The 17,014-nt window shown below is 71.7% G+C and carries 19 protein-coding genes; 10 read left to right on the plus strand and 9 right to left on the minus strand.

What is annotated here, in order from left to right; genetic code table 11:
* Positions 1 to 147 precede the first annotated feature (147 nt).
* From Mam01_RS32995 to Mam01_RS33005, 3 genes are all read left to right on the plus strand, one after another.
* A complete protein-coding gene (locus Mam01_RS32995) occupies positions 148 to 639 on the plus strand; it encodes a GNAT family N-acetyltransferase (RefSeq protein ID WP_204289092.1) in 492 nt (163 codons plus the stop codon).
* Between the two features lie 26 nt (positions 640 to 665).
* Positions 666 to 1,139, plus strand: a complete 474-nt coding sequence (locus Mam01_RS33000; protein ID WP_204289093.1) for a TIGR00725 family protein — start codon at positions 666 to 668, stop codon at positions 1,137 to 1,139.
* Positions 1,140 to 1,204: 65 nt separating this feature from the next.
* Positions 1,205 to 1,630, plus strand: coding sequence for an NYN domain-containing protein (locus Mam01_RS33005; protein ID WP_239101807.1), 426 nt, complete (start codon positions 1,205 to 1,207; stop codon positions 1,628 to 1,630).
* Between the two features lie 133 nt (positions 1,631 to 1,763).
* On the opposite strand, the gene Mam01_RS33010 is transcribed toward Mam01_RS33005, so the two are convergent.
* Complete coding sequence (locus Mam01_RS33010; protein ID WP_204289094.1) at positions 1,764 to 2,624, minus strand: helix-turn-helix transcriptional regulator; 861 nt, start codon at positions 2,622 to 2,624, stop codon at positions 1,764 to 1,766.
* 111 nt (positions 2,625 to 2,735) lie between these two features.
* Between Mam01_RS33010 and Mam01_RS33015 the strand changes: the two genes are divergently transcribed.
* Positions 2,736 to 3,500, plus strand: coding sequence for an SDR family oxidoreductase (locus Mam01_RS33015; RefSeq protein WP_204289095.1), 765 nt, complete (start codon positions 2,736 to 2,738; stop codon positions 3,498 to 3,500).
* Between the two features lie 77 nt (positions 3,501 to 3,577).
* Here Mam01_RS33015 and Mam01_RS33020 read toward each other — a convergent pair whose 3' ends face one another.
* On the minus strand, positions 3,578 to 3,787 hold the full coding sequence (locus Mam01_RS33020; protein WP_204289096.1) for a hypothetical protein: 210 nt from the start codon (positions 3,785 to 3,787) through the stop codon (positions 3,578 to 3,580).
* Between the two features lie 360 nt (positions 3,788 to 4,147).
* Positions 4,148 to 4,711, minus strand: coding sequence for a hemerythrin domain-containing protein (locus Mam01_RS33025; protein ID WP_204289097.1), 564 nt, complete (start codon positions 4,709 to 4,711; stop codon positions 4,148 to 4,150).
* Positions 4,712 to 5,011: 300 nt separating this feature from the next.
* Between Mam01_RS33025 and Mam01_RS33030 the strand changes: the two genes are divergently transcribed.
* Together Mam01_RS33030 and Mam01_RS33035 are read left to right on the plus strand one after the other, a co-directional pair.
* The gene (locus Mam01_RS33030; RefSeq protein WP_150939768.1) at positions 5,012 to 5,464 is read left to right on the plus strand and encodes a cysteine dioxygenase; all 453 of its coding nucleotides are present in this window, start codon (positions 5,012 to 5,014) and stop codon (positions 5,462 to 5,464) included.
* Positions 5,461 to 5,937 (plus strand): rhodanese-like domain-containing protein, encoded by a 477-nt coding sequence (locus Mam01_RS33035; protein ID WP_373868738.1) that lies wholly within the window; start codon positions 5,461 to 5,463, stop codon positions 5,935 to 5,937. The genes Mam01_RS33030 and Mam01_RS33035 overlap by 4 nt, the downstream gene beginning before the upstream one ends.
* A gap of 188 nt (positions 5,938 to 6,125) precedes the next feature.
* On the opposite strand, the gene Mam01_RS33040 is transcribed toward Mam01_RS33035, so the two are convergent.
* Entirely contained in the window at positions 6,126 to 8,954 is a 2,829-nt protein-coding gene (locus Mam01_RS33040) for a fumarate reductase/succinate dehydrogenase flavoprotein subunit (protein ID WP_204289098.1), read from the minus strand.
* A gap of 158 nt (positions 8,955 to 9,112) precedes the next feature.
* On the opposite strand from Mam01_RS33040, the gene tnpA reads away from it, so the two are divergent.
* Positions 9,113 to 9,535 (plus strand): IS200/IS605 family transposase, encoded by a 423-nt coding sequence (tnpA, locus tag Mam01_RS33045; RefSeq protein WP_239101808.1) that lies wholly within the window; start codon positions 9,113 to 9,115, stop codon positions 9,533 to 9,535.
* A complete protein-coding gene (locus tag Mam01_RS33050; protein ID WP_204289099.1) occupies positions 9,528 to 10,712 on the plus strand; it encodes an RNA-guided endonuclease InsQ/TnpB family protein in 1,185 nt (394 codons plus the stop codon). Before tnpA ends, Mam01_RS33050 begins: the two co-directional genes overlap by 8 nt.
* Before the next feature lie 36 nt (positions 10,713 to 10,748).
* Here the strand turns inward: Mam01_RS33050 and Mam01_RS33055 are convergent, their stop codons facing one another.
* The 5 genes from Mam01_RS33055 to Mam01_RS33075 are packed head-to-tail and all read right to left on the minus strand — an operon-like array spanning position 10,749 to position 14,895.
* Positions 10,749 to 11,492, minus strand: coding sequence for an ABC transporter ATP-binding protein (locus tag Mam01_RS33055; RefSeq protein WP_204289100.1), 744 nt, complete (start codon positions 11,490 to 11,492; stop codon positions 10,749 to 10,751).
* Positions 11,489 to 12,496, minus strand: a complete 1,008-nt coding sequence (locus Mam01_RS33060; RefSeq protein ID WP_239101809.1) for an ABC transporter permease — start codon at positions 12,494 to 12,496, stop codon at positions 11,489 to 11,491. Before Mam01_RS33060 ends, Mam01_RS33055 begins: the two co-directional genes overlap by 4 nt.
* Positions 12,493 to 13,920 carry an ABC transporter substrate-binding protein gene (locus Mam01_RS33065; protein WP_204289101.1) on the minus strand — a complete coding sequence of 476 codons (1,428 nt, stop codon included), beginning with the start codon at positions 13,918 to 13,920 and terminating at the stop codon, positions 12,493 to 12,495. Before Mam01_RS33065 ends, Mam01_RS33060 begins: the two co-directional genes overlap by 4 nt.
* A 14-nt stretch (positions 13,921 to 13,934) precedes the next feature.
* The gene (locus Mam01_RS33070) at positions 13,935 to 14,162 is read right to left on the minus strand and encodes a ferredoxin family protein (RefSeq protein ID WP_079312946.1); all 228 of its coding nucleotides are present in this window, start codon (positions 14,160 to 14,162) and stop codon (positions 13,935 to 13,937) included.
* Positions 14,146 to 14,895 carry a GntR family transcriptional regulator gene (locus tag Mam01_RS33075; RefSeq protein ID WP_150939779.1) on the minus strand — a complete coding sequence of 250 codons (750 nt, stop codon included), beginning with the start codon at positions 14,893 to 14,895 and terminating at the stop codon, positions 14,146 to 14,148. Before Mam01_RS33075 ends, Mam01_RS33070 begins: the two co-directional genes overlap by 17 nt.
* Positions 14,896 to 15,193: 298 nt before the next feature.
* Between Mam01_RS33075 and Mam01_RS33080 the strand changes: the two genes are divergently transcribed.
* Together Mam01_RS33080 and Mam01_RS33085 are read left to right on the plus strand one after the other, a co-directional pair.
* The gene (locus Mam01_RS33080; protein WP_204289102.1) at positions 15,194 to 15,766 is read left to right on the plus strand and encodes an OsmC family protein; all 573 of its coding nucleotides are present in this window, start codon (positions 15,194 to 15,196) and stop codon (positions 15,764 to 15,766) included.
* Positions 15,767 to 15,835: 69 nt separating this feature from the next.
* A complete protein-coding gene (locus tag Mam01_RS33085; protein WP_204289103.1) occupies positions 15,836 to 17,002 on the plus strand; it encodes an NAD(P)/FAD-dependent oxidoreductase in 1,167 nt (388 codons plus the stop codon).
* Positions 17,003 to 17,014 lie beyond the last annotated feature (12 nt).

Below are 17,014 nucleotides of genomic sequence, written 5' to 3' on the forward strand. Positions count from 1 at the left end.
ACCCCTGACGAAGCGACAGCGGCAGGGAATCATCGCCTTGCGCGGACGCGATGTCCTCAACATCCTTTCGAGGCAGCGGGACCGACCGGCTACGCGGCAGTTGCGTGAGCTTCTGTCGCCCAGCACCTATCGAGAGGAGGAGCAGCCATGACCGTGACCATCACGTCGGCGAGCGTCGAGCACACCGACGCGATCGTCATCCTCCTGGAGGAGATGCACCGCTATTACGGGGCAACGGAAGTCGAACCTTCCGACGTTCGGACGCGCCAAGTGCGACAGGCGCTCTTCACCGACCCACCGGCCGCATACGCGCTTCTCGCCTGGGACGGCGGACAGCTTGTGGGTATCGCCTCGTACTCCTTCCTCTGGCCCGCCGTCGGACTGACGCGGTCGCTGTACCTCAAGGAGCTTTTCGTCAGCGAGTCTCGACGCCGGGCCGGAGCAGGAACGTCACTGATGAACGCGCTTTTCGACATCACGGCGAAACTCGGGTGCAGTCGCATCGAGTGGACCACCGACCAGGACAACAAAGCTGCCCAGCAGTTCTACGAGGAGCTCAATCTCTCACGGCTCCCAACCAAGCTGTTCTATCGAGTTGACGGCGATCTCCTTCCACGTTCAGCCGGTTCCTGGTCCTGACTCGTACCGCATGGCACGCTCGCAGGATGGTGATTCAAGTGTCGGTGTGCGGGCCTCGCGACTGCACGGCCGAGGACGAGCGCAACGCGCTTGAGGTAGGCCGACTGCTGGCCGAGCGCGGCGCGGTGGTCATCTGCGGTGGATACACCGGAGTGATGGCCGCGGTGGCGGCGGGAGCGCGCTCCGCCGGCGGGACCGTCGTCGGCATTCTGTCCCGTCCGGACCGCGAGCACGCCAACCCCGACCTGAGCATCGTGATCCCCACCGGGGTCGGCGAGGCCCGCAACAACATCATCGTCAACTCGGGGGACGCCGTGATCGTCATCGGCGGTTCCTGGGGCACCCTCTCCGAACTCGCCCTCGCCATGCGGCACGGCCGGGCCCCCGTCGTTCAACTCGGAGGCTGGCGGCTCCTCGACCAGCAGGGCGATCCCGTCCCGGGCATACGGCACGCCACCTCGCCCGAGCATGCCCTGGAACTGACGGGCCTCTGGTCGTAATCTCCGTCTGAGAAGGTGTCCGCGACGACCGCTGAGCCCCGTGGGCCGTACGGCTCCTGCGCGCATTGACGACCATCCCGCACCTGACCATCCACTTCGGCCGATTCCAGACGAAGGTGGCGAGCATACGACTCGCCTTCCCATCCGTCGGCGGCCCACAGACCGTTGAGGTCGCCAAGACCGAAGAGAAAGGGTCGGACGTCAACCTGGCGACGGCCCTCCTTCTCGATGTCTTTCGCGGGAACTGCGACGGTGCGCTCGTCATCAGCAACGATGCCGATCTCGCGGAACCCATCCGGGCGGTGCGGCACGAACTCGGCGCTCCTGTCGGAGTGGCCAATCCTTATCCGTACGGGAGAAGGGCCATCGATCTCGTCGCCGCGCGCCCCACATTCCTCAGGCAGATCAACCCCAGCATGCTCAAGGCGTGCCAACTGCCCGACCTGCTGCAGGATGCGCAGGGGAAGATCAGACGCACCAGCCGATGGTGATCAGAAAAACATAGAGCCCCGTCCACAGGACGGGACTCCGGGACACCTGCCGAAACGGGCGGTGCAGTCGATTTCAGTGAACGGGTTCGCTTCCGTGTCTGTCGAGGCACTTAGCGTAACCGAGGGGCGCGACCTAAGGCAGTTCGTACGGCGACGGTTCAGTGAAGCGTTCCTGTCCCAGGACGGCGAGCAGCCGCAGCTTCTCGTAGCCCTCGGTGCGCGGAGGGGCGGTGAGCACGAGCAGCGCCTGGGACTGGTCCTCGGTGAACAGCACCTGGCAGTCCAGCTCGATCGGGCCGAGCTCGGGATGGACGAGCGTCTTGTGGTCTTCGAAGCGCTTGGCGACCTCATGCCGGTCCCACAGCTCGGCGAACTCGGCACTCGCCTTCCGCAACGCCCGGACCAGCTCACCCGCCCGGGACCGCTCCCCCATCGACCCGTACGCGACGCGCAGGTTCGCCACCTGGGCCCGGCTCTGCCGGTCGCGGTCGTCCTCGGGATAGCGCAGCCGTTCCGAGGGATCGGTGAACCATCGGTAGATCTCGCTGCGGGCGAGGCCCGTGTAGCCGGACTTGTCGCCGAAGAGCGCGTCCGCCATCCGGTTCTGCACCAGCGTCTCGCCCAGGTTGGACAGGATGAGCGCCGGAGTGTCGCTGAGCCGGTCGAGCACCCGCAGCAGCGCGGGGGCGACGTGCGTCGCGGCGGTGACGCGCTCCGGGGCGGTGTGCCCCGAGATCCGGAAGAGGTAGTCGCGCTCGTCGCCCGTCAGCCGCAGCGCACGGGCGAGCGAGGCCAGCATCTGCTCACTGGGCTGCGGTCCGCGCTGCTGCTCAAGCCGCGTGTAGTAGTCGGTGGACATCGCGGCGAGCACCGCGACCTCCTCGCGCCGCAGTCCGGGCGTACGGCGGCGGGCCCCGGCCGCGAGCCCGACGTCCTCCGGACGGAGGGTCTCACGGCGGCGGCGGAGGAAGTCGGCGAGTCCGGCGCGGTCCATGCGCCCAGTATCCGCCCGGCGCCCGCGAGGCGGTGACCGCCAACGGGGGACCGCCGATCCCCCGATAAGCGCTCCCTGCACCCGCGGCGGCCCCACGGCAAGAATGTGAGCATGGACATCTCGGGAAACACCATATTCATCCCCGGCTCCACCAGCGGGATCGGCCTCGCGCTCGCCGTCGCGCTGCACGACCGGGGGAACACGGTCATCGTCGGCGGACGGCGGGCCGACCTGCTGGAGCGCATCGCCGCCGAGCATCCCGGCATCGGCACCGTACAGATCGACACCGCCGACGCCGCGAGCATCGAGGCCGCCGCGAAGGACGTGCTGGCGAAATATCCGGACCTCAACGTGCTCGTCACGATGGCCGGCATCATGCGCGTCGAGGACTGGCACCGGCCCGAGTCGTTCCTCGCCTCCGCCGAGGCGGTCGTCACGACCAACCTGCTCGGCACGATCCGCCTGATCGCCGCGTTCGTCGAGCACCTGCAGGCGCAGCCGGACGCCACCATCGTGACCGTCTCCTCGGGCCTCGCGTTCGCGCCGCTCAAGGCCACCCCGAGCTACAACGCGTCGAAGGCCGCCGTCCACATGCTCAGCGAGTCGATCCGGCTGCAGCTCGCCGACACGAGCGTGAAGGTCGTCGAGCTCGAGCCGCCGTCCGTCCGCACCTCGCTGCTGCCGGGCCAGGAGGACAGCGAGGTGGCGATGCCGCTCGACGAGTTCGTGGCGGAGGTCGTCGAGCTGTTCGAGACGCAGCCCGACGCGAAGGAGATCCAGGTCGAGCGGGTGAAGTTCCTGCGGTACGGCGAGGCGCGCGGCGACTACGACCAGGTCGTCGCGAGGCTCAACGCGTCCGACCCGCACGGCAAGTAGCAGACGCGCTCGCCGCCGGCGCGGCCCTCCGCGCCGGCGGCGAGCGCGGACGAAGCAGAAGGGCGCCGACGAGCCAGTCAGCTCGTGGACGGACCTCCGTCGTCTGTACCCGGTACGGAGCCGGCGGGTAGCTGTTCGATCGGGAAGAAGATCGGGCTGAGCAGGTGCTGGGTGCGGTCCGGGGCCGGTTCGTTGGCCAGCAGGGGAAGGATCACGCGGCGCAGCTCGCCGATCATCCTCTCCAGTTCGCCACGCGTGAGCCATACGGTGTGCTGCCGGTAGCTCAACGACGACGGGCTTCACCTCGACCCCACCCGGTTTCCCACGACCTGGTACAAGGGCGGCAGCGAACCCGGCGTCGTCTCCCTGCACTACCTCGCCCGCACCAGCGCCGGCCGCGCGCTGGTCACCAGCCTCATGGTGTCCGACCCCACCGCCCCACCGGACGTCATCGACGTGGCGGCCAGGAGCCAATCCGTCATCCGGGGCGCGTTTCACCTCCTGGCCCTGCCGGAGGGATGAGGCGTCGCCGTCGCGCGAACCGGTGCCCGCACGACTCGTACGCTTCTCACGCGAGCGCGAGGATCGGCGGGTCCGGGGGCGCCGTGCGGCGCCGGGGCGGGCGACGGCCCGCCCCGGCGGACAGCTCAGTCCTTGTTCGACTGCCGCCAGTCGCGTACCGCGTCGCGGATCTTGTCGAACATCGCCACCGGCGGGCCGGCCAGCAGGTTCGCGGTCGCGGACTCCCCGGCGCCCGGGTGCGGCCGGGTCGGCGCCATCGCCTCGGCGGCCCGTACGGCGCCGGCCATCCGGCGCAGCCGCTCGGCGGAGAGCTCCTGGCGCAGGCGGGGGAACTCCTCCTGCTCCTCGTGGGTGGCGTGCTCGACGACCGCCTTCTCCAGCATGGCCAGCCTGGCGTCGAACTCGGGGTGCTCCACGCCGAGGTCGTACAGGTCGGAGAGGGCGTGCTTGGCCTCGCTCTCCTCGTGCAGGCGGGCCTCGACGACCTCGTCGCCCGCAGACGAGCGCGCGGCAGGGTGCACGACCTGCTCCTCCGCGCTCTCGTGCACGGCCAGCAGCCGTACGAGGTCGTTGAACAGGTCACCCTTGCGCTCGCCGTCCGCCACGACGATCCCGGCGAACAGGCCCTTGATCTGCTCGTGCTGCGCCAGCAGCAGGTCGATGACATCGCGGTCTTCGGTGGTGGTCAACGCCGTCACCTCTCACTTCAGGAACTGTCGGTCGCTTCGGGGCCTCATTCAGGCAACCGGGGCCCACCTGCCCCTTTCCCGCTCCCCTATGCCTGCGTCCACCGGAACCGCCACACCCCCTAAACCCCGCTTTCCAGGTTGACTTAGTGGGTATTTCTGCCTCATCCTTGGCGCATGCACCTGGAGCCTCTCCACTGGTCGAACCTGCCCGTCGATCTCCGCAGGCAGGCGAGTGCGCTGTGTACGGCGTTCGCACCCGCGTGAGCACAGGCCTCGGAACCGCACGACCAGGAGCATGGAATGACCGCGAACGCGTCCACCCTCACCCGCACCCGGCTGGCAGACATCGCCCACGCGCTGGCCACCTCCCCCGACGAATGGATCCAGCGCGTACGGCTCAGCACCGACGGACGCTGGTACGAGCGCCTGCACGGCGACGACGACCACGAGATCTGGCTGATCAGCTGGCTGCCCGGCCAGTCGACCGGGTTCCACGACCACGGCGGCTCGCGGGGGGCCTTCGCCGTCGCCCTCGGCAGCCTGCGTGAGCACGACCTGACCCTCGAACGGGATCTCGACGCCGGTGACGCGCGTGAGTTCGGGCCCGACTACGTGCACGAGGTGCGCAACGTCTCGTCCGCCCCGGCGGTCAGCGTGCACGTCTACTCGCCCCCGCTGTCGAGCATGAACCGCTACGACCTCACCGACGGCCGGCTGACCAGGATCGCCGAGGAAAGCGCGGAGCAGTGGTGACGGGCGGGGTGGTGAAGGGCGGGGTGGTGAAGGGCGAGGTGGTGACGGGCACGGCCACGCCGGGCCGCCCGCCGGGCGCCCGGAGCATCGACGAGATCCTCGCCGAGAGCCGGCGCCGCCTGCGCCGGCTCAGCCCGGAGGAGGCGTACGGCAGGGTCCAGGCGGGCGCGCTGCTCGTCGACATCCGCCCCGCGGCCCAGCGGGCGGCGGAGGGCGAGGTGCCCGGGGCGCTGGTCGTCGAACGCAACGTCCTGGAGTGGCGCTTCGACCCCGCCCAGGACGCCCGGCTGCCGGAGGCGACCGGATACGACGTGGAGGTCATCGTGATCTGTTCCGAGGGATACACGTCGAGCCTGGCCGCCGCGTCGCTCCACGACCTCGGGCTGACCCGCTCCTCCGACGTCGTGGGCGGGTTCGTGGCCTGGCGGGCCGCGGGACTGCCCGCCACCGGCGGGCGCCCCGCGCCCTCCTGAACAGGCCTCCTGAACAGGCCTTCTGAACAGCCCGCCTGAACAGCCCTTCTGGAACCAGACCGCCGCGCTCCTGATTGCCTTCCGAGCCGTGCTTCTGAAGACCGTGCTCGGGAAAACGCCGCGCTCCTGAATAGCCGCCGGGGAGACGAGACCTCCGGGCCGTACCGGCCTCGCTCCCCGGCGGCGGATCAGACCCCCGCCGGAACCCCGGCAGTGTCGGCTGGGGCGGCGGCCTCCAGCGCCCTGCGGGCATACGCGCGGACGTCGGCGTCGGAGTCGCCGAGCGCGCCGCGCAGGGCCGCGGCCACGTCCTGCCGCGCCGCCCAGGTGGACAGCGAGAGAACCGCGGCCTTGCGTACGTCGAGGTGCGGGTCGCCGAGCGCGGCCACCAGCGGCCCCGCCGCCGTCCCGGGATCTGCGGCCGCCAGCCCCCGGGCCGCGCCCACTCTCACCTCCCAGGCCGGATCCGCCAGGGCCCGTACGGCCGTCTCACCGAAGCCAGAGCCAGAGCCTGAGCCCGATCCAGAGCCGGAAACGGAGCCGGCGACGGGATCCAAGCCGGCCCCGGTGCCCGTGCCGAACTCGGTGCCGGAGCCGGGCCCGGGCTCGCGGTAGAGAGCCGGGCCGAGCCCGGCGGACGCCTCCAGCGCGGCCGCCCGGACGAGCGGATCGGGGTCGGCGGCGAGCCGCACGACGGCCGGGGCGCCGCCGGGCAGGCCGATGGTCCCGAGCCCTCTGGCCGCCCAGACGCGCACCTCGCGGTCCTCGTCCCCGGCGGCGAGCGCCACCCGCCCGGCGTCGTCGAGCGAGACCAGCCCCCGGACCGCCTCGATCCGCACCCGGGAGTCGGGGTCGGCGAGCGCCGTCCCGAACAGGCCGGCGTCACCGAGGCGCAGCGCCCGCAGGACGTCCAGGACGGCCGCGCGGACGATCGGGTCCCCGGCCGCCGCGGCCGCGCGGAGGGAGGCGCCGAAGGCGGGGGTCGCGGGCAGCACCTCGACGAGTTCCCGCAGGCCCGTGGCGGCGGCCCGCCGTACGGTGCCGTGCGGGTCGGCGAGGGCCTGGGCCAGCGCGGACTCCACGCCCGGGGGCGTGGTCTCGGTCAGCGTCGCGACGGCCGCCCTGCGGACCTTCGGGTCGGCCTCCGCCAGGTAGGGGGTGATCTGGTCGAGTGACGGCTCGCCGTCGGCGAGTCGCAGCAGTTCGAGGATGCGCGGCGAGCGGCCGATCGCCTCCACCGCGAGCCGCCCGCCCCCGCCGCGCCGGGCCCCGGTGCTCGGCGCGCCGTACGCGCCGACGACGACCGGCTCGGCCGGGCGGGGCGTGAAGCCCTCGACGGGCACGAGGTACGGCTCGACCGGGCGCTTGACGAACTCCATCGCCCCGGCGGCGTTCCTGCGCAGGTTGAGGTGATAGAGCCACTCGTCGTCGTTCCGCCCGGGCAGGTCGGCGCGGTCGTGGTAGAGGCCCCACCTGCTCTCGGTGCGGACCAGGGAGGACCGGGCGGCCATCTCGGCGCAGTCCCTGATGAACGTCACCTCCGCGCACCGCATCAGCTCGTGCGGGGTCCGCGCGCCCATGGCCGCGATCTCGTCGCGCATCCGCTCGAACGTCTCCAGCGCGAGGCCGAGCTTCCTGCCGGTCTTCGGCGGGGCGACGTAGTCGTTGACGAACCTCCGCAGCTTGTACTCGACCTGCGGCTGCGGCGGGCCGTCGGGGTTGCGCAGCGGGCGGTAGATGAGCTCGTGCGCGGCGGTGATCTGGTCCTCCGGCAGGCCACCGGCCACATGGTGGTGCTCGGCGGCGTGGGCCCCGGCGAGGTCGCCGAAGACGAACGCGCCGATCATGTAGTTGTGCGGCACGCAGGCCAGGTCGCCCGCGGCGTACAGGCCGGGGACGGTGGTCGCGCCGTTCTCGTCCACCCACACTCCCGAGGCCGAGTGCCCGCCGCACAGGCCGATCTCGGAGATGTGCATCTCCACGTCGTGGGTGCGGTAGTCGTGCCCGCGCCCGGCGTGGAAGGTGCCCCGGGTGGGCCGCTCGGTGGTGTGCAGGATGTTCTCGAGCGCGGTGAGCGTCTCGTCCGGCAGGTGGGTGGTCTTGAGGTAGATCGGGCCGCGCGCCGAGGCGATCTCTCCGGCGACCTCGGCCATCATCTGGCCCGACCAGTAGTCGCAGTCGACGAACCGCTCCCCCTCGGCGTTGACCTGGTAGCCCCCGAACGGGTTGGCCACGTAGGCGCAGGCCGGGCCGTTGTAGTCCTTGATGAGCGGGTTGATCTGGAAGCACTCGATGCCGCTGAGCTCGGCGCCCGCGTGGTAGGCCATCGCGTACCCGTCCCCGGCGTTGGTCGGGTTCTCGTACGTGCCGTACAGGTAGCCGCTGGCGGGCAGGCCCAGCCGCCCGCACGCGCCGGTCGCGAGGATCACGGCTCCGGCGGAGACCGTGACGAACCGGCCGGAGCGGGTGTCGAACCCGGCGACCCCGACGGCCCGGCCCTCGCTCGTGAGCACGCGGACCGGCATCACCCGGTTCTCGATGCGCACCTTCTCGCGGATGTCGCGGCGGCGCAGCACCCGATAGAGGACCTTCTTGACGTCCTTGCCCTCCGGCATCGGGAGCACGTAGCTGCCCGACCGGTGGACCCGGCGCACCGCGTAGTCGCCGTGCTCGTTCTTCTCGAACTTCACGCCGTAGCGCTCCAGCCGCCGCACCATGTCGTAGCCGCGGGTCGCCGTCTGGTGGACGGTGCGCTGGTTGACCACCCCGTCGTTGGCCCTGGTGATCTCGGCGACGTAGTCCTCGGGCGTGGCCTTGCCGGGGATGACCGCGTTGTTCACGCCGTCCATGCCCATCGCCAGCGCGCCGCTGTGCCGTACATGCGCCTTTTCCAGCAGGATCACGTCGGCGCCGCGCTCGGCGGCGGTGATCGCCGCCATGGTCCCGGCGGTGCCGCCGCCCACCACCAGAACCTGGCATTCCAGATGTAGGCGGTCTGCCGGGGAAGGGATGTCCATCAGATTCTCCTGAGGGGGACGTCGCCCTTAAGCGACGGGGGGATCGGGAGTGGGAGGGCCGCCAAAGCCCGAGCGTGCGGTGACCTGCCTGGTCTGCGCATCAGAGATCGTTCTCCGTTCGTCGGGTATCGGAGGTACGGCGCTGTCATGATGATCGTGTGACTCGGCACGTGCGCCCTTCCCCCGGTGCGGCGTATGACCTCGGGTACCACGTCGTGTGGTGCCCGGAGTACCCACGCCCGGTCCTCGGCGGACGGGCCAAGGACCGCTGTGAGGAACTGATTCGCGCGACAGCCGACGAGCGCAGCTGCCAGATCGCCGCACCTGAAGTGATGCCGGTCCAGGTGCATCTGTTCGTCACGCCCAACCCGAAGCACTCGCAGTCGTACGTGGCCGGCCAGTTCAAGGGCTTCACCTCCCACCACCCGCGCGCCGGGTTCCCGTACCTGCGTTCCCTGTTGCCCGCATTGTGGTCAAGGTCGGACTTTGTGGCGACGGTCGGCGCGGTGCCAGCTGAGACGGTGCGGCGCTGTATCGAGACGCGGTACAAGCGCGCTCCCAAGGGGAGCGGCCGTGCGTAGGTCGTTCACGTTCCTGCTGCGCCCGACCACCAAGCAGACCGCCGCACTCGCCGCGTGCCTGGAGGACCACCGCACGCTGTACAACGCCGCCCTGGAACACCGCCGCACGGCCTACGCCAAGGCGAGCGTGAGCATCCGGTACGGCGACCAGTCCGCCGAGCTGAAACACATCCGCAGCGATGATCCCGACGGGCAGGGCCGCTGGTCGTTCTCCTCCCAGCAGGCGACACTGCGCCGGTTGGACAGGGCGTTCGCCGCGTTCTTCGCCCGTGTGAAGGCCGGGCGCACCCCGGGCTTCCCCCGATTCAAGGGCCGGGGCCGGTTCGACACGGTGGAGTGGCCCAAGGACGGCGACGGCTGCCGCTGGGACTCCCAGCCCGAACACACATCGGCCACGTTCGTGCGGCTTCAGGGCGTCGGACATGTCCGGGTGCACCAGCACCGACCGGTCCGGGGCCGGGTCAAGACGATCAGCGTCAAGCGGGAGGGCGACCGCTGGTACGTGATCTTGGCATGCGACGACGTGCCCGCCGAGCCGCTGCCCGCCACGGGTGCGGTGGTCGGCCTCGACATGGGCGTGGCCGCCCTCGTCACCACGAGCAACGGTGTGCACCTCGCCAACCCGCGCCACCTCGCCGCGACCGCCGATCGCCTCGCGGACGCTCAGCGAGACCTCGCCGGCGGCAGACGCGGGTCCACACGCCGCCACAAGAAGGTGGCACGGGTCGCCGCCCTGCACGGCAAGGTCCGCCGTCAGCGGAGCGACTACGCGCACAAGGCCGCCCTGGCGCTGGTCCGGGCGTATGACGTGATCGTGCACGAGGACCTGCGGATCGCGAACATGACCCGTTCGGCGTCCGGCACGATCGATGCCCCCGGCCGGAACGTGGCCCAGAAGTCCGGCTTGAATCGCAGCATTCTGGACGCGGGTTGGGGGGTGTTCCTGCGTGTGCTCGCGTACAAGGCTGAAAGCGCCGGTCGAGAGCTGATCGCGGTGAACCCCGCCGGCACCTCCCGCACCTGCTCGCGGTGCGGGCACTGTGCGAAGGACAACCGCCTCACCCAGGCCGAGTTCGTCTGTACGGCCTGCGGGCATGCCGCGCACGCCGACGTGAACGCGGCGACCAACATCTTGAGGGCAGGGCTTGCCCTTCGCCAGGCTGCGGAAGCGGCTTAGCGAGAAGCCGCTTCCTACAGGAAGCGGAGGAGTCACCTAAAGCTCCTCGATGATCCGGGCGCGCAGCCCGGCACGGTCGGTCTCAGGGGTGCGCGGTCCGGGCACGGGCAGGACGCGTCCGATGCCGCCGCGCCCGAGCACGACGACCCGGTCGGCCAGCAGCAGGGCCTCGTCCACGTCGTGGGTGACGAAGACGACCGTGGCGGCCGTGTCGCGCAGCACGTCCAGCAGCAGGCGCTGCATCTCGCCCCGGGTCTGCGCGTCCAGCGCGCCGAAGGGCTCGTCCATGAGCACGGCGCGCGGCGCGGCGGCCAGGGACCTGGCGAGCTGCACGCGCTGCCGCATGCCGCCGGACAGCTCCCGGGGCAGCCGGTCCCCCCACCCGGCGAGGCCGACGCGCGCGATCCAGCTCTCGGCGGCCGGCCCGCGCTCCCGCCTCGGCACGCCGCGGATGCGCAGCGGCAGCTCGACATTGCGCCGGACCGTGCGCCAGGGCAGCAGCGCGTCGTCCTGGAAGACCATCGCGCGGTCCGGCGACGGCCCGGTGACCGGAACGCCCTGGGCCAGCACCCGGCCGGCGCGCGGGGTCAGCAGCCCGGCGACGGCCCGAAGGATCGTGGACTTGCCCGAACCGGACGGCCCGACGATCACCAGGACCTCGCCGGGGGCGACATCGAGGTGAAGATCCTCCAGTACGGCGTGCCGCCCGTAGCCGAGGGACACACCCTCCAGCCGGATGGCGAGCCCCGTCTCCCGTGCGGTCGCGACAGCGGCGGTCATCGGACGGCCTCCTCGGCGCCCTGGCCCGCTTCCCGTCCGCCGGGCCCCCGCTCAGGGGCTCCCCGGTCGCCGACCGGCACGACCGCTCTCTCCTCGGCCCTCTCCTCCGCTCTGGGCAGCCATCGGGTGAGGCGCCGGCCGAGCAGTTCGATCGAGGCGGAGGTGAGCCACCCGAGCACCCCGATCGACGCCATGCCGACGAGTACCGCCGGGTAGTCGACCACCGTGTACGCGTGCCAGGTCCGGTAGCCGACGCCGAACTCGCCGGAGATCATCTCGGCGGAGATCACGCAGATCCAGGCGACGCCCATGCCGACCGACAGCCCGCCGAAGACGCCCGGCAGCGTGCCGGGGAGCACGACGTGCCACAGCACGTGCCTGCGCCCGCCGCCCATGGTGCGGACCGCGTCCTCCCACAGCGTCGGCAGCGCCCGTACGGCGTGCCGTGTGCTCACCATGATCGGGAAGAACGCCGCGGCGAACGTGATGAACACGATGCCCTGCTCGTCGGTGGGGAACACCAGGATCGCGATCGGGACGAGGGCGATCGCCGGGATCGGCCGGACGACCTCGATAGGCGGCAGCAGCACGTCGGCCGCCCACCGGGACCGCGCGACCAGCACGCCAAGGGCGATGCCGGCCACCGACGCCAGCGCGAACCCGGTGAGGATGCGGATCATGCTCTGGGCCAGGTCGAGGTAGTAGAGCCCACCGGTGAGCTGCCGGGTCAACTCCGCCGCGACCTCGGCCGGCGAGGGCAGGCGGTCGAACCGCAGCCCGGCGCGGACGTCGGCGGTGGTCAGCCACTGCCACAGCGCGACGACGACCACCAGGGACCCCAGCCGCACCGCCCATCTGCGCAGCCCGGCCGTGGTCGCCCGGCCGCGTACGCGCCGTCCCGGCCGCACCGCCGGGACGGCGCCGGAGGCCAACGGCTCCGAGCCCGGTGCCTCTACGGCCGACGACGTGGCGGCGAGGGAGGCGGCCGGCGCCGGGGTGCTCACCGCGACGCACCTCCCGCCGCGGCCTTCAGCGCCTCGTCGTAGCCGACGAGCGCCGCCCGGGGGTGCTCCTTCACGAACGCCTCCGCGCCGTCGCGGGTGGTGAAGGGCTTGAACCTCTCGTTCCCCTCCGCGGCCGGGTCGCGTACCCAGACGGATTTGTCCGCGAACCAGTGCGTGCCCGTGGCCGCGTCGGGCACGTACGCCGCCCGTACGGACCCGCCGCCCGAGGTGGCGGCGGCGATCTGCCGCAGCAGGCAGGTCGGCGTGGCCGCGGGACGGAGCGTGTCCTCCCCCGTCAGCCACAGCTCGCCCGCCTTCGCGGGGTCGCCGGCCGTGGTGCCGCAGGCGGCGTCGGTCCCGCTGATGCGCGCCGCGTTGACGCTGCCCGCGGCGTCGGCGTCGTAGGAGGCGCCGTACGCCTTCCTGAGGTAGGAGTCGTCGGCGAACTTCGCCACGTCGACGCCCTTGAAGTCGGTGCCGATGGACTTCAGATACTTCTGGTCGTGGTCCAGCGCGGCCAGGAGCCGGGACTTCAGCGTGACGTCGAACGTGGCGATGCCGTCGCGCCCGTTGTAGAGGTAGACGACCTCGGGCGGGAGCCCGGTCGCCTTGGCGACCGCCTCGGCGGCCTCGACGGGGTGCTCGTGGAGATACCTCGTCGCGTCGATCTGCGCCTGCAGGAACGCCTGGAGCACGTCGGGCCGCTCCTTCGCGTACGCCTCCCGCACCACGACGCCGTGGAACGTCGGCACGTCGAGCGCCGACCCGTCGTAGACGAGACGGGCCTGGTTCTTGAAGACGAGCAGCCCCGGCCATGCCACGAACTGCGCGTATCCCTGCACGTTGCCCGACTGCAGCGCGGAGGCGCCCACCGGCGGCTGCTGGTTCACGACCTCCACGTCAGTGGAGGGATCGAGCCCGGCCCGCTCCAGCGCCTGGACGAGCGTGCCGTGGCCCGCCGATCCGGAGCTGGCCGACACCTTCGCGCCCTTCAGGTCGGCCAGCGTGCGCGCCTTCGACGACGGAGCGACGACCACCGAGTTGAGCCCTCCGCGCAGGTTGTAGCCGGTCACCGACACGAGCCGGGTCTGCGCGGCGGGCACGCCCTGGGTGCGGGAGGCGTTGATGAGGAGGGGGTAGTCGCCCATCGACCCGATGTCGATCTTCCCGGCCACCATCTTCGCGGTGATCGGGGCACCGGTGTCGTAGTCCTGCCACTCGACCTGGTATTTGCCGCCGAGGCGCTTCTCGAAGTAGCCGAGGCCGCGCAGCAGCGTCCCGGCCGTCACCGTGTTGATGGTCTTCGACTGGTATCCGACGACCACGGTCTCCTTGCCGTCGTCGGCGCCCGCGGATACGGAGCAGCCGGAGAGGGCGCCGCCGGCCGCGGCCAGCAGCGCCACGGTGGCGAAGATCTTGCGCATGGGGGGATGTCCTTCTATCGGAGCAGGTAGGGGATGTTCACCGTGACGGCGTCGGCGGGGCACCGGTCGGCGCAGGGGCCGCAGTACCAGCACTCGTCCACGTGCATGTAGGCCTTGCCGCTGACCTCGTGGATGGCCAGGGAGTCGAGCGGGCAGACGTCCACGCACAGCGTGCAGCCCTCGATGCACAGCGACTCGTCGATCGTCACGGGCACGTCGACGCGGCTATTGACCAGGGTCATCGGTGTTCCTCCAGAGATGGCCACGCATGGTGAGACGGTCGCCGCGGAACCGGACGAACTCCAGGTCAACCGGGCGGCCGTCGGAGAGGTGGGTGAGGCGCTCGACCATCAGCAGCGCCGCTCCGCGCGGCGCGTCCAGGACGGCGGCGGTGTGCGCGTCGGCGTTGACGGCCTCGATCGTGAGCTCCGCCGCGCCGAGCGGCCGGCCGGCGATCCGCTCCAGGAGCACGAACACGTCGTTGTGCACGAGGTCGGCGTCGAAGAGCGGCTCGCCGAGCTCGCGTACGAGATAGGTCAGGTCGAGCGAGAGCGGCAGCCCGTCGAGCCGGCGCAGCCTCTCGATGTAGACGACGGGCTCGCCCTCGGGCAGGTCGAGCCGTTGCCGGACCGCGGCGGGGGGCGGCACGAGGCCCATGGCGCGGACCTCGTTCGTCACCTCGCCGTGCTCCCGGAGCGTCTCGGCCAGGCCGAGCAGCCGGTAGAGGCCGTGCGGGTACTTCTCCGCCGCGACCGTGGTGCCCACTCCCGGGCACCGCGCGATGAGGCCCTCGTCCCTGAGCAGGTCGAGGGCGTCTCTGACGGTGTTGCGCGAGGTCCCGAACTCCCGGGCGAGAGCGGCCTCCAGGGGCAGGTGGCCACCGTCGAAACCACCGCGCACGATCTCGCACCGCAGCAGGTCGGCCACCTGGCGGGCCCGGTCCGCCCGCCGCCGTCTCACATCCGCCAGCTCCATGGGCAAGAAGCCTAGCTTCCCGGTAGGAATATATGGATAACGGGCGGATTACGCCACCCCGGGCGGCCACCCTGCACCGCCGACCTGGTCATATGCCCGAGGAGAGCCGAGAACCGCCACCCCTCCACCCCTCGACGGGCGACGACGCCATCCCGGCACGAGCCGGGGAAGGTCCGGGTCCGGCTCGCGGAAGGAAGCGGGAAGGCGGGCTTCCTACTGTCCTCTCGTCGCCGGTCACCGGTAGACGTCGCCCGGCGGCCCGCCAGGCGGCCGGGACCGCGCGACGAAGGAGGAAACCGTGAGCACCACGCAGACCCGCGCCCCGCGCAACGGCGTCGACACCCCCACGCTCTTCGCGACCCTGAACGCCGTGAAGGGCGATCCGGAACTGGCGAAGTTCCGGTTCCGCGCGACCAACACCTGGATCAGCGGCACGCACAACCGCAGTGCGATCCGCGGCTTCTACGGCGCCGGGCAGGAGGACACCACCCGGACCGACGACTTCACCTACGACGCCGACCACCCGGCGGTCCTGGTCGGCGGGGGCAACGCCCCGACCCCGGTGGAGTTCCTGCTGCACGCCATCGCCTCGTGCATCACCTCGGGCGTGGCGAACATCGCCGCCGCCCGCGGCGTGACGCTGCACGAGGTGAGCTCGACCGTCGAGGGCGACATCGACCTGCTGGGCGTCCTCGGCCTGTCAGAGGAGGTACGCAACGGCTACCAGGGCATCCGGGTCACCTTCCGGATCTCCGGCGACGCGCCCGCCGACGTGCTGCGCGGGCTGGTGGAGCAGTCCCGGGCCCGTTCGGCGGTCTACGACGTGCTGACGAACGGCACACGGGTGGACATCGACGTGGTCACGGCCTGAGACCGGGCCCGCGGTGAGAACGGCCGGGCCCGCGCCGACGCGCGCCCGTGCGGGGAGAGGGAGGACGACGTGGAGAGTTTCGACGTGGCCGTGGTCGGCGCCCGCGCGGGCGGGGCCGCGGTCGCGATGCTGCTGGCCCGGCAGGGGCTGCGCGTGCTGCTGGCCGACCGCGACCGGTACGGCGCGGACACGCTGTCCACCCACGCCCTGATGCGGGGTGGCGTGCTGCTGCTGTCCCGGTGGGGGCTGCTCGACCGGATCGTCGCCGCCGGCACTCCGCCGGTGCGGCAGACCCGTTTCCACTACGGCGACGAGACCGTCACCGTCAGCATCAGGCCCCGCCTGGGGGTGGAGGCGCTCTACGCGCCCCGGCGGAGCCTGCTCGACGCGCTGCTGGTGGACGCGGCGGCGGCCGCCGGGGCCGAGGTGCGGTTCGGGGTCACCGTCACCGGCCTGCTCCGGGAGGACTCGGGGCGGGTCGCCGGGGTGACCGGCCACGACCGCCGGGGCGCGCGCGTGTCCGTACGGGCCCGGCTCACGGTCGGCGCGGACGGCCGGCGGTCCACCGTCGCCCGTGCCGCCGGTGCCCGCACGCTGCGTACGGGCACCGGGGCCGGCGCGATCGTGTACGGCTACTGGACCGGCCTGGAGGCGAGCGGGTACGAGTGGTTCTACCGGCCCGGTCACACGGCAGGCATGATCCCGACCAACGACGGCCAGGTGTGCGTCTTCACCGGGATGCCCGCCGCCCTCTTCCGGGCCGCCGCCGGAGAACGAGACGACGGCGGCGGGGCCGGTGGCGGGCTGCGTGACCGGTACCACCGGATGCTCGCGGCCGCCACGAACGGCGCCGGCGGCAGGCTGGCCACCGCCGGGCCTCCCCTCAGGCTGCGCACCTGGATGGGACGGCCGAGCTTCGTCCGTGAGGCCCAGGGGCCCGGGTGGGCGCTGGTCGGCGACGCCGGTTCCTTCCTCGACCCGCTGAGCTCCCACGGCCTCACCGACGCGCTGCGCGACGCGGAAAGGCTGGCACGGGAGGTCGCGGCGGGCGGACCGGAGTCGCCGTCCGGCGCGTTCGCCGCCGAGCGGGACCGCGTCATCGGCCCGATGTACGACGCGGTGGACCGGATCGCGGCCTACGGCTGGGACCTCACCCAGGTCCGCCGCCACCTGCTGGAGCTCAACTCGGCGATGAGCGCGGAGGTGGAGATGATCAGTGCCGTCGGCGCCGGCTGACGAGTACCTTCG

The organism is Microbispora amethystogenes (assembly GCF_016863015.1).
GTDB classification, from domain to species: Bacteria; Actinomycetota; Actinomycetes; order Streptosporangiales; family Streptosporangiaceae; genus Microbispora; species Microbispora amethystogenes.

What these genes read in the sequence shown, in the direction of transcription:
- Mam01_RS33030 (WP_150939768.1), top strand. Translation starts at nt 5,012, where the DNA reads ATGACCGCGAACGCGTCCACCCTCACCCGCACCCGGCTGGCAGACATC.
- Mam01_RS33000 (WP_204289093.1), top strand. Translation starts at nt 666, where the DNA reads ATGGTGATTCAAGTGTCGGTGTGCGGGCCTCGCGACTGCACGGCCGAG.
- Mam01_RS33040 (WP_204289098.1), bottom strand. Translation starts at nt 8,954, where the DNA reads ATGGACATCCCTTCCCCGGCAGACCGCCTACATCTGGAATGCCAGGTT.
- Mam01_RS33070 (WP_079312946.1), bottom strand. Translation starts at nt 14,162, where the DNA reads ATGACCCTGGTCAATAGCCGCGTCGACGTGCCCGTGACGATCGACGAG.
- Mam01_RS32995 (WP_204289092.1), top strand. Translation starts at nt 148, where the DNA reads ATGACCGTGACCATCACGTCGGCGAGCGTCGAGCACACCGACGCGATC.
- Mam01_RS33065 (WP_204289101.1), bottom strand. Translation starts at nt 13,920, where the DNA reads ATGCGCAAGATCTTCGCCACCGTGGCGCTGCTGGCCGCGGCCGGCGGC.
- Mam01_RS33075 (WP_150939779.1), bottom strand. Translation starts at nt 14,895, where the DNA reads ATGGAGCTGGCGGATGTGAGACGGCGGCGGGCGGACCGGGCCCGCCAG.
- Mam01_RS33015 (WP_204289095.1), top strand. Translation starts at nt 2,736, where the DNA reads ATGGACATCTCGGGAAACACCATATTCATCCCCGGCTCCACCAGCGGG.
- Mam01_RS33055 (WP_204289100.1), bottom strand. Translation starts at nt 11,492, where the DNA reads ATGACCGCCGCTGTCGCGACCGCACGGGAGACGGGGCTCGCCATCCGG.
- Mam01_RS33010 (WP_204289094.1), bottom strand. Translation starts at nt 2,624, where the DNA reads ATGGACCGCGCCGGACTCGCCGACTTCCTCCGCCGCCGCCGTGAGACC.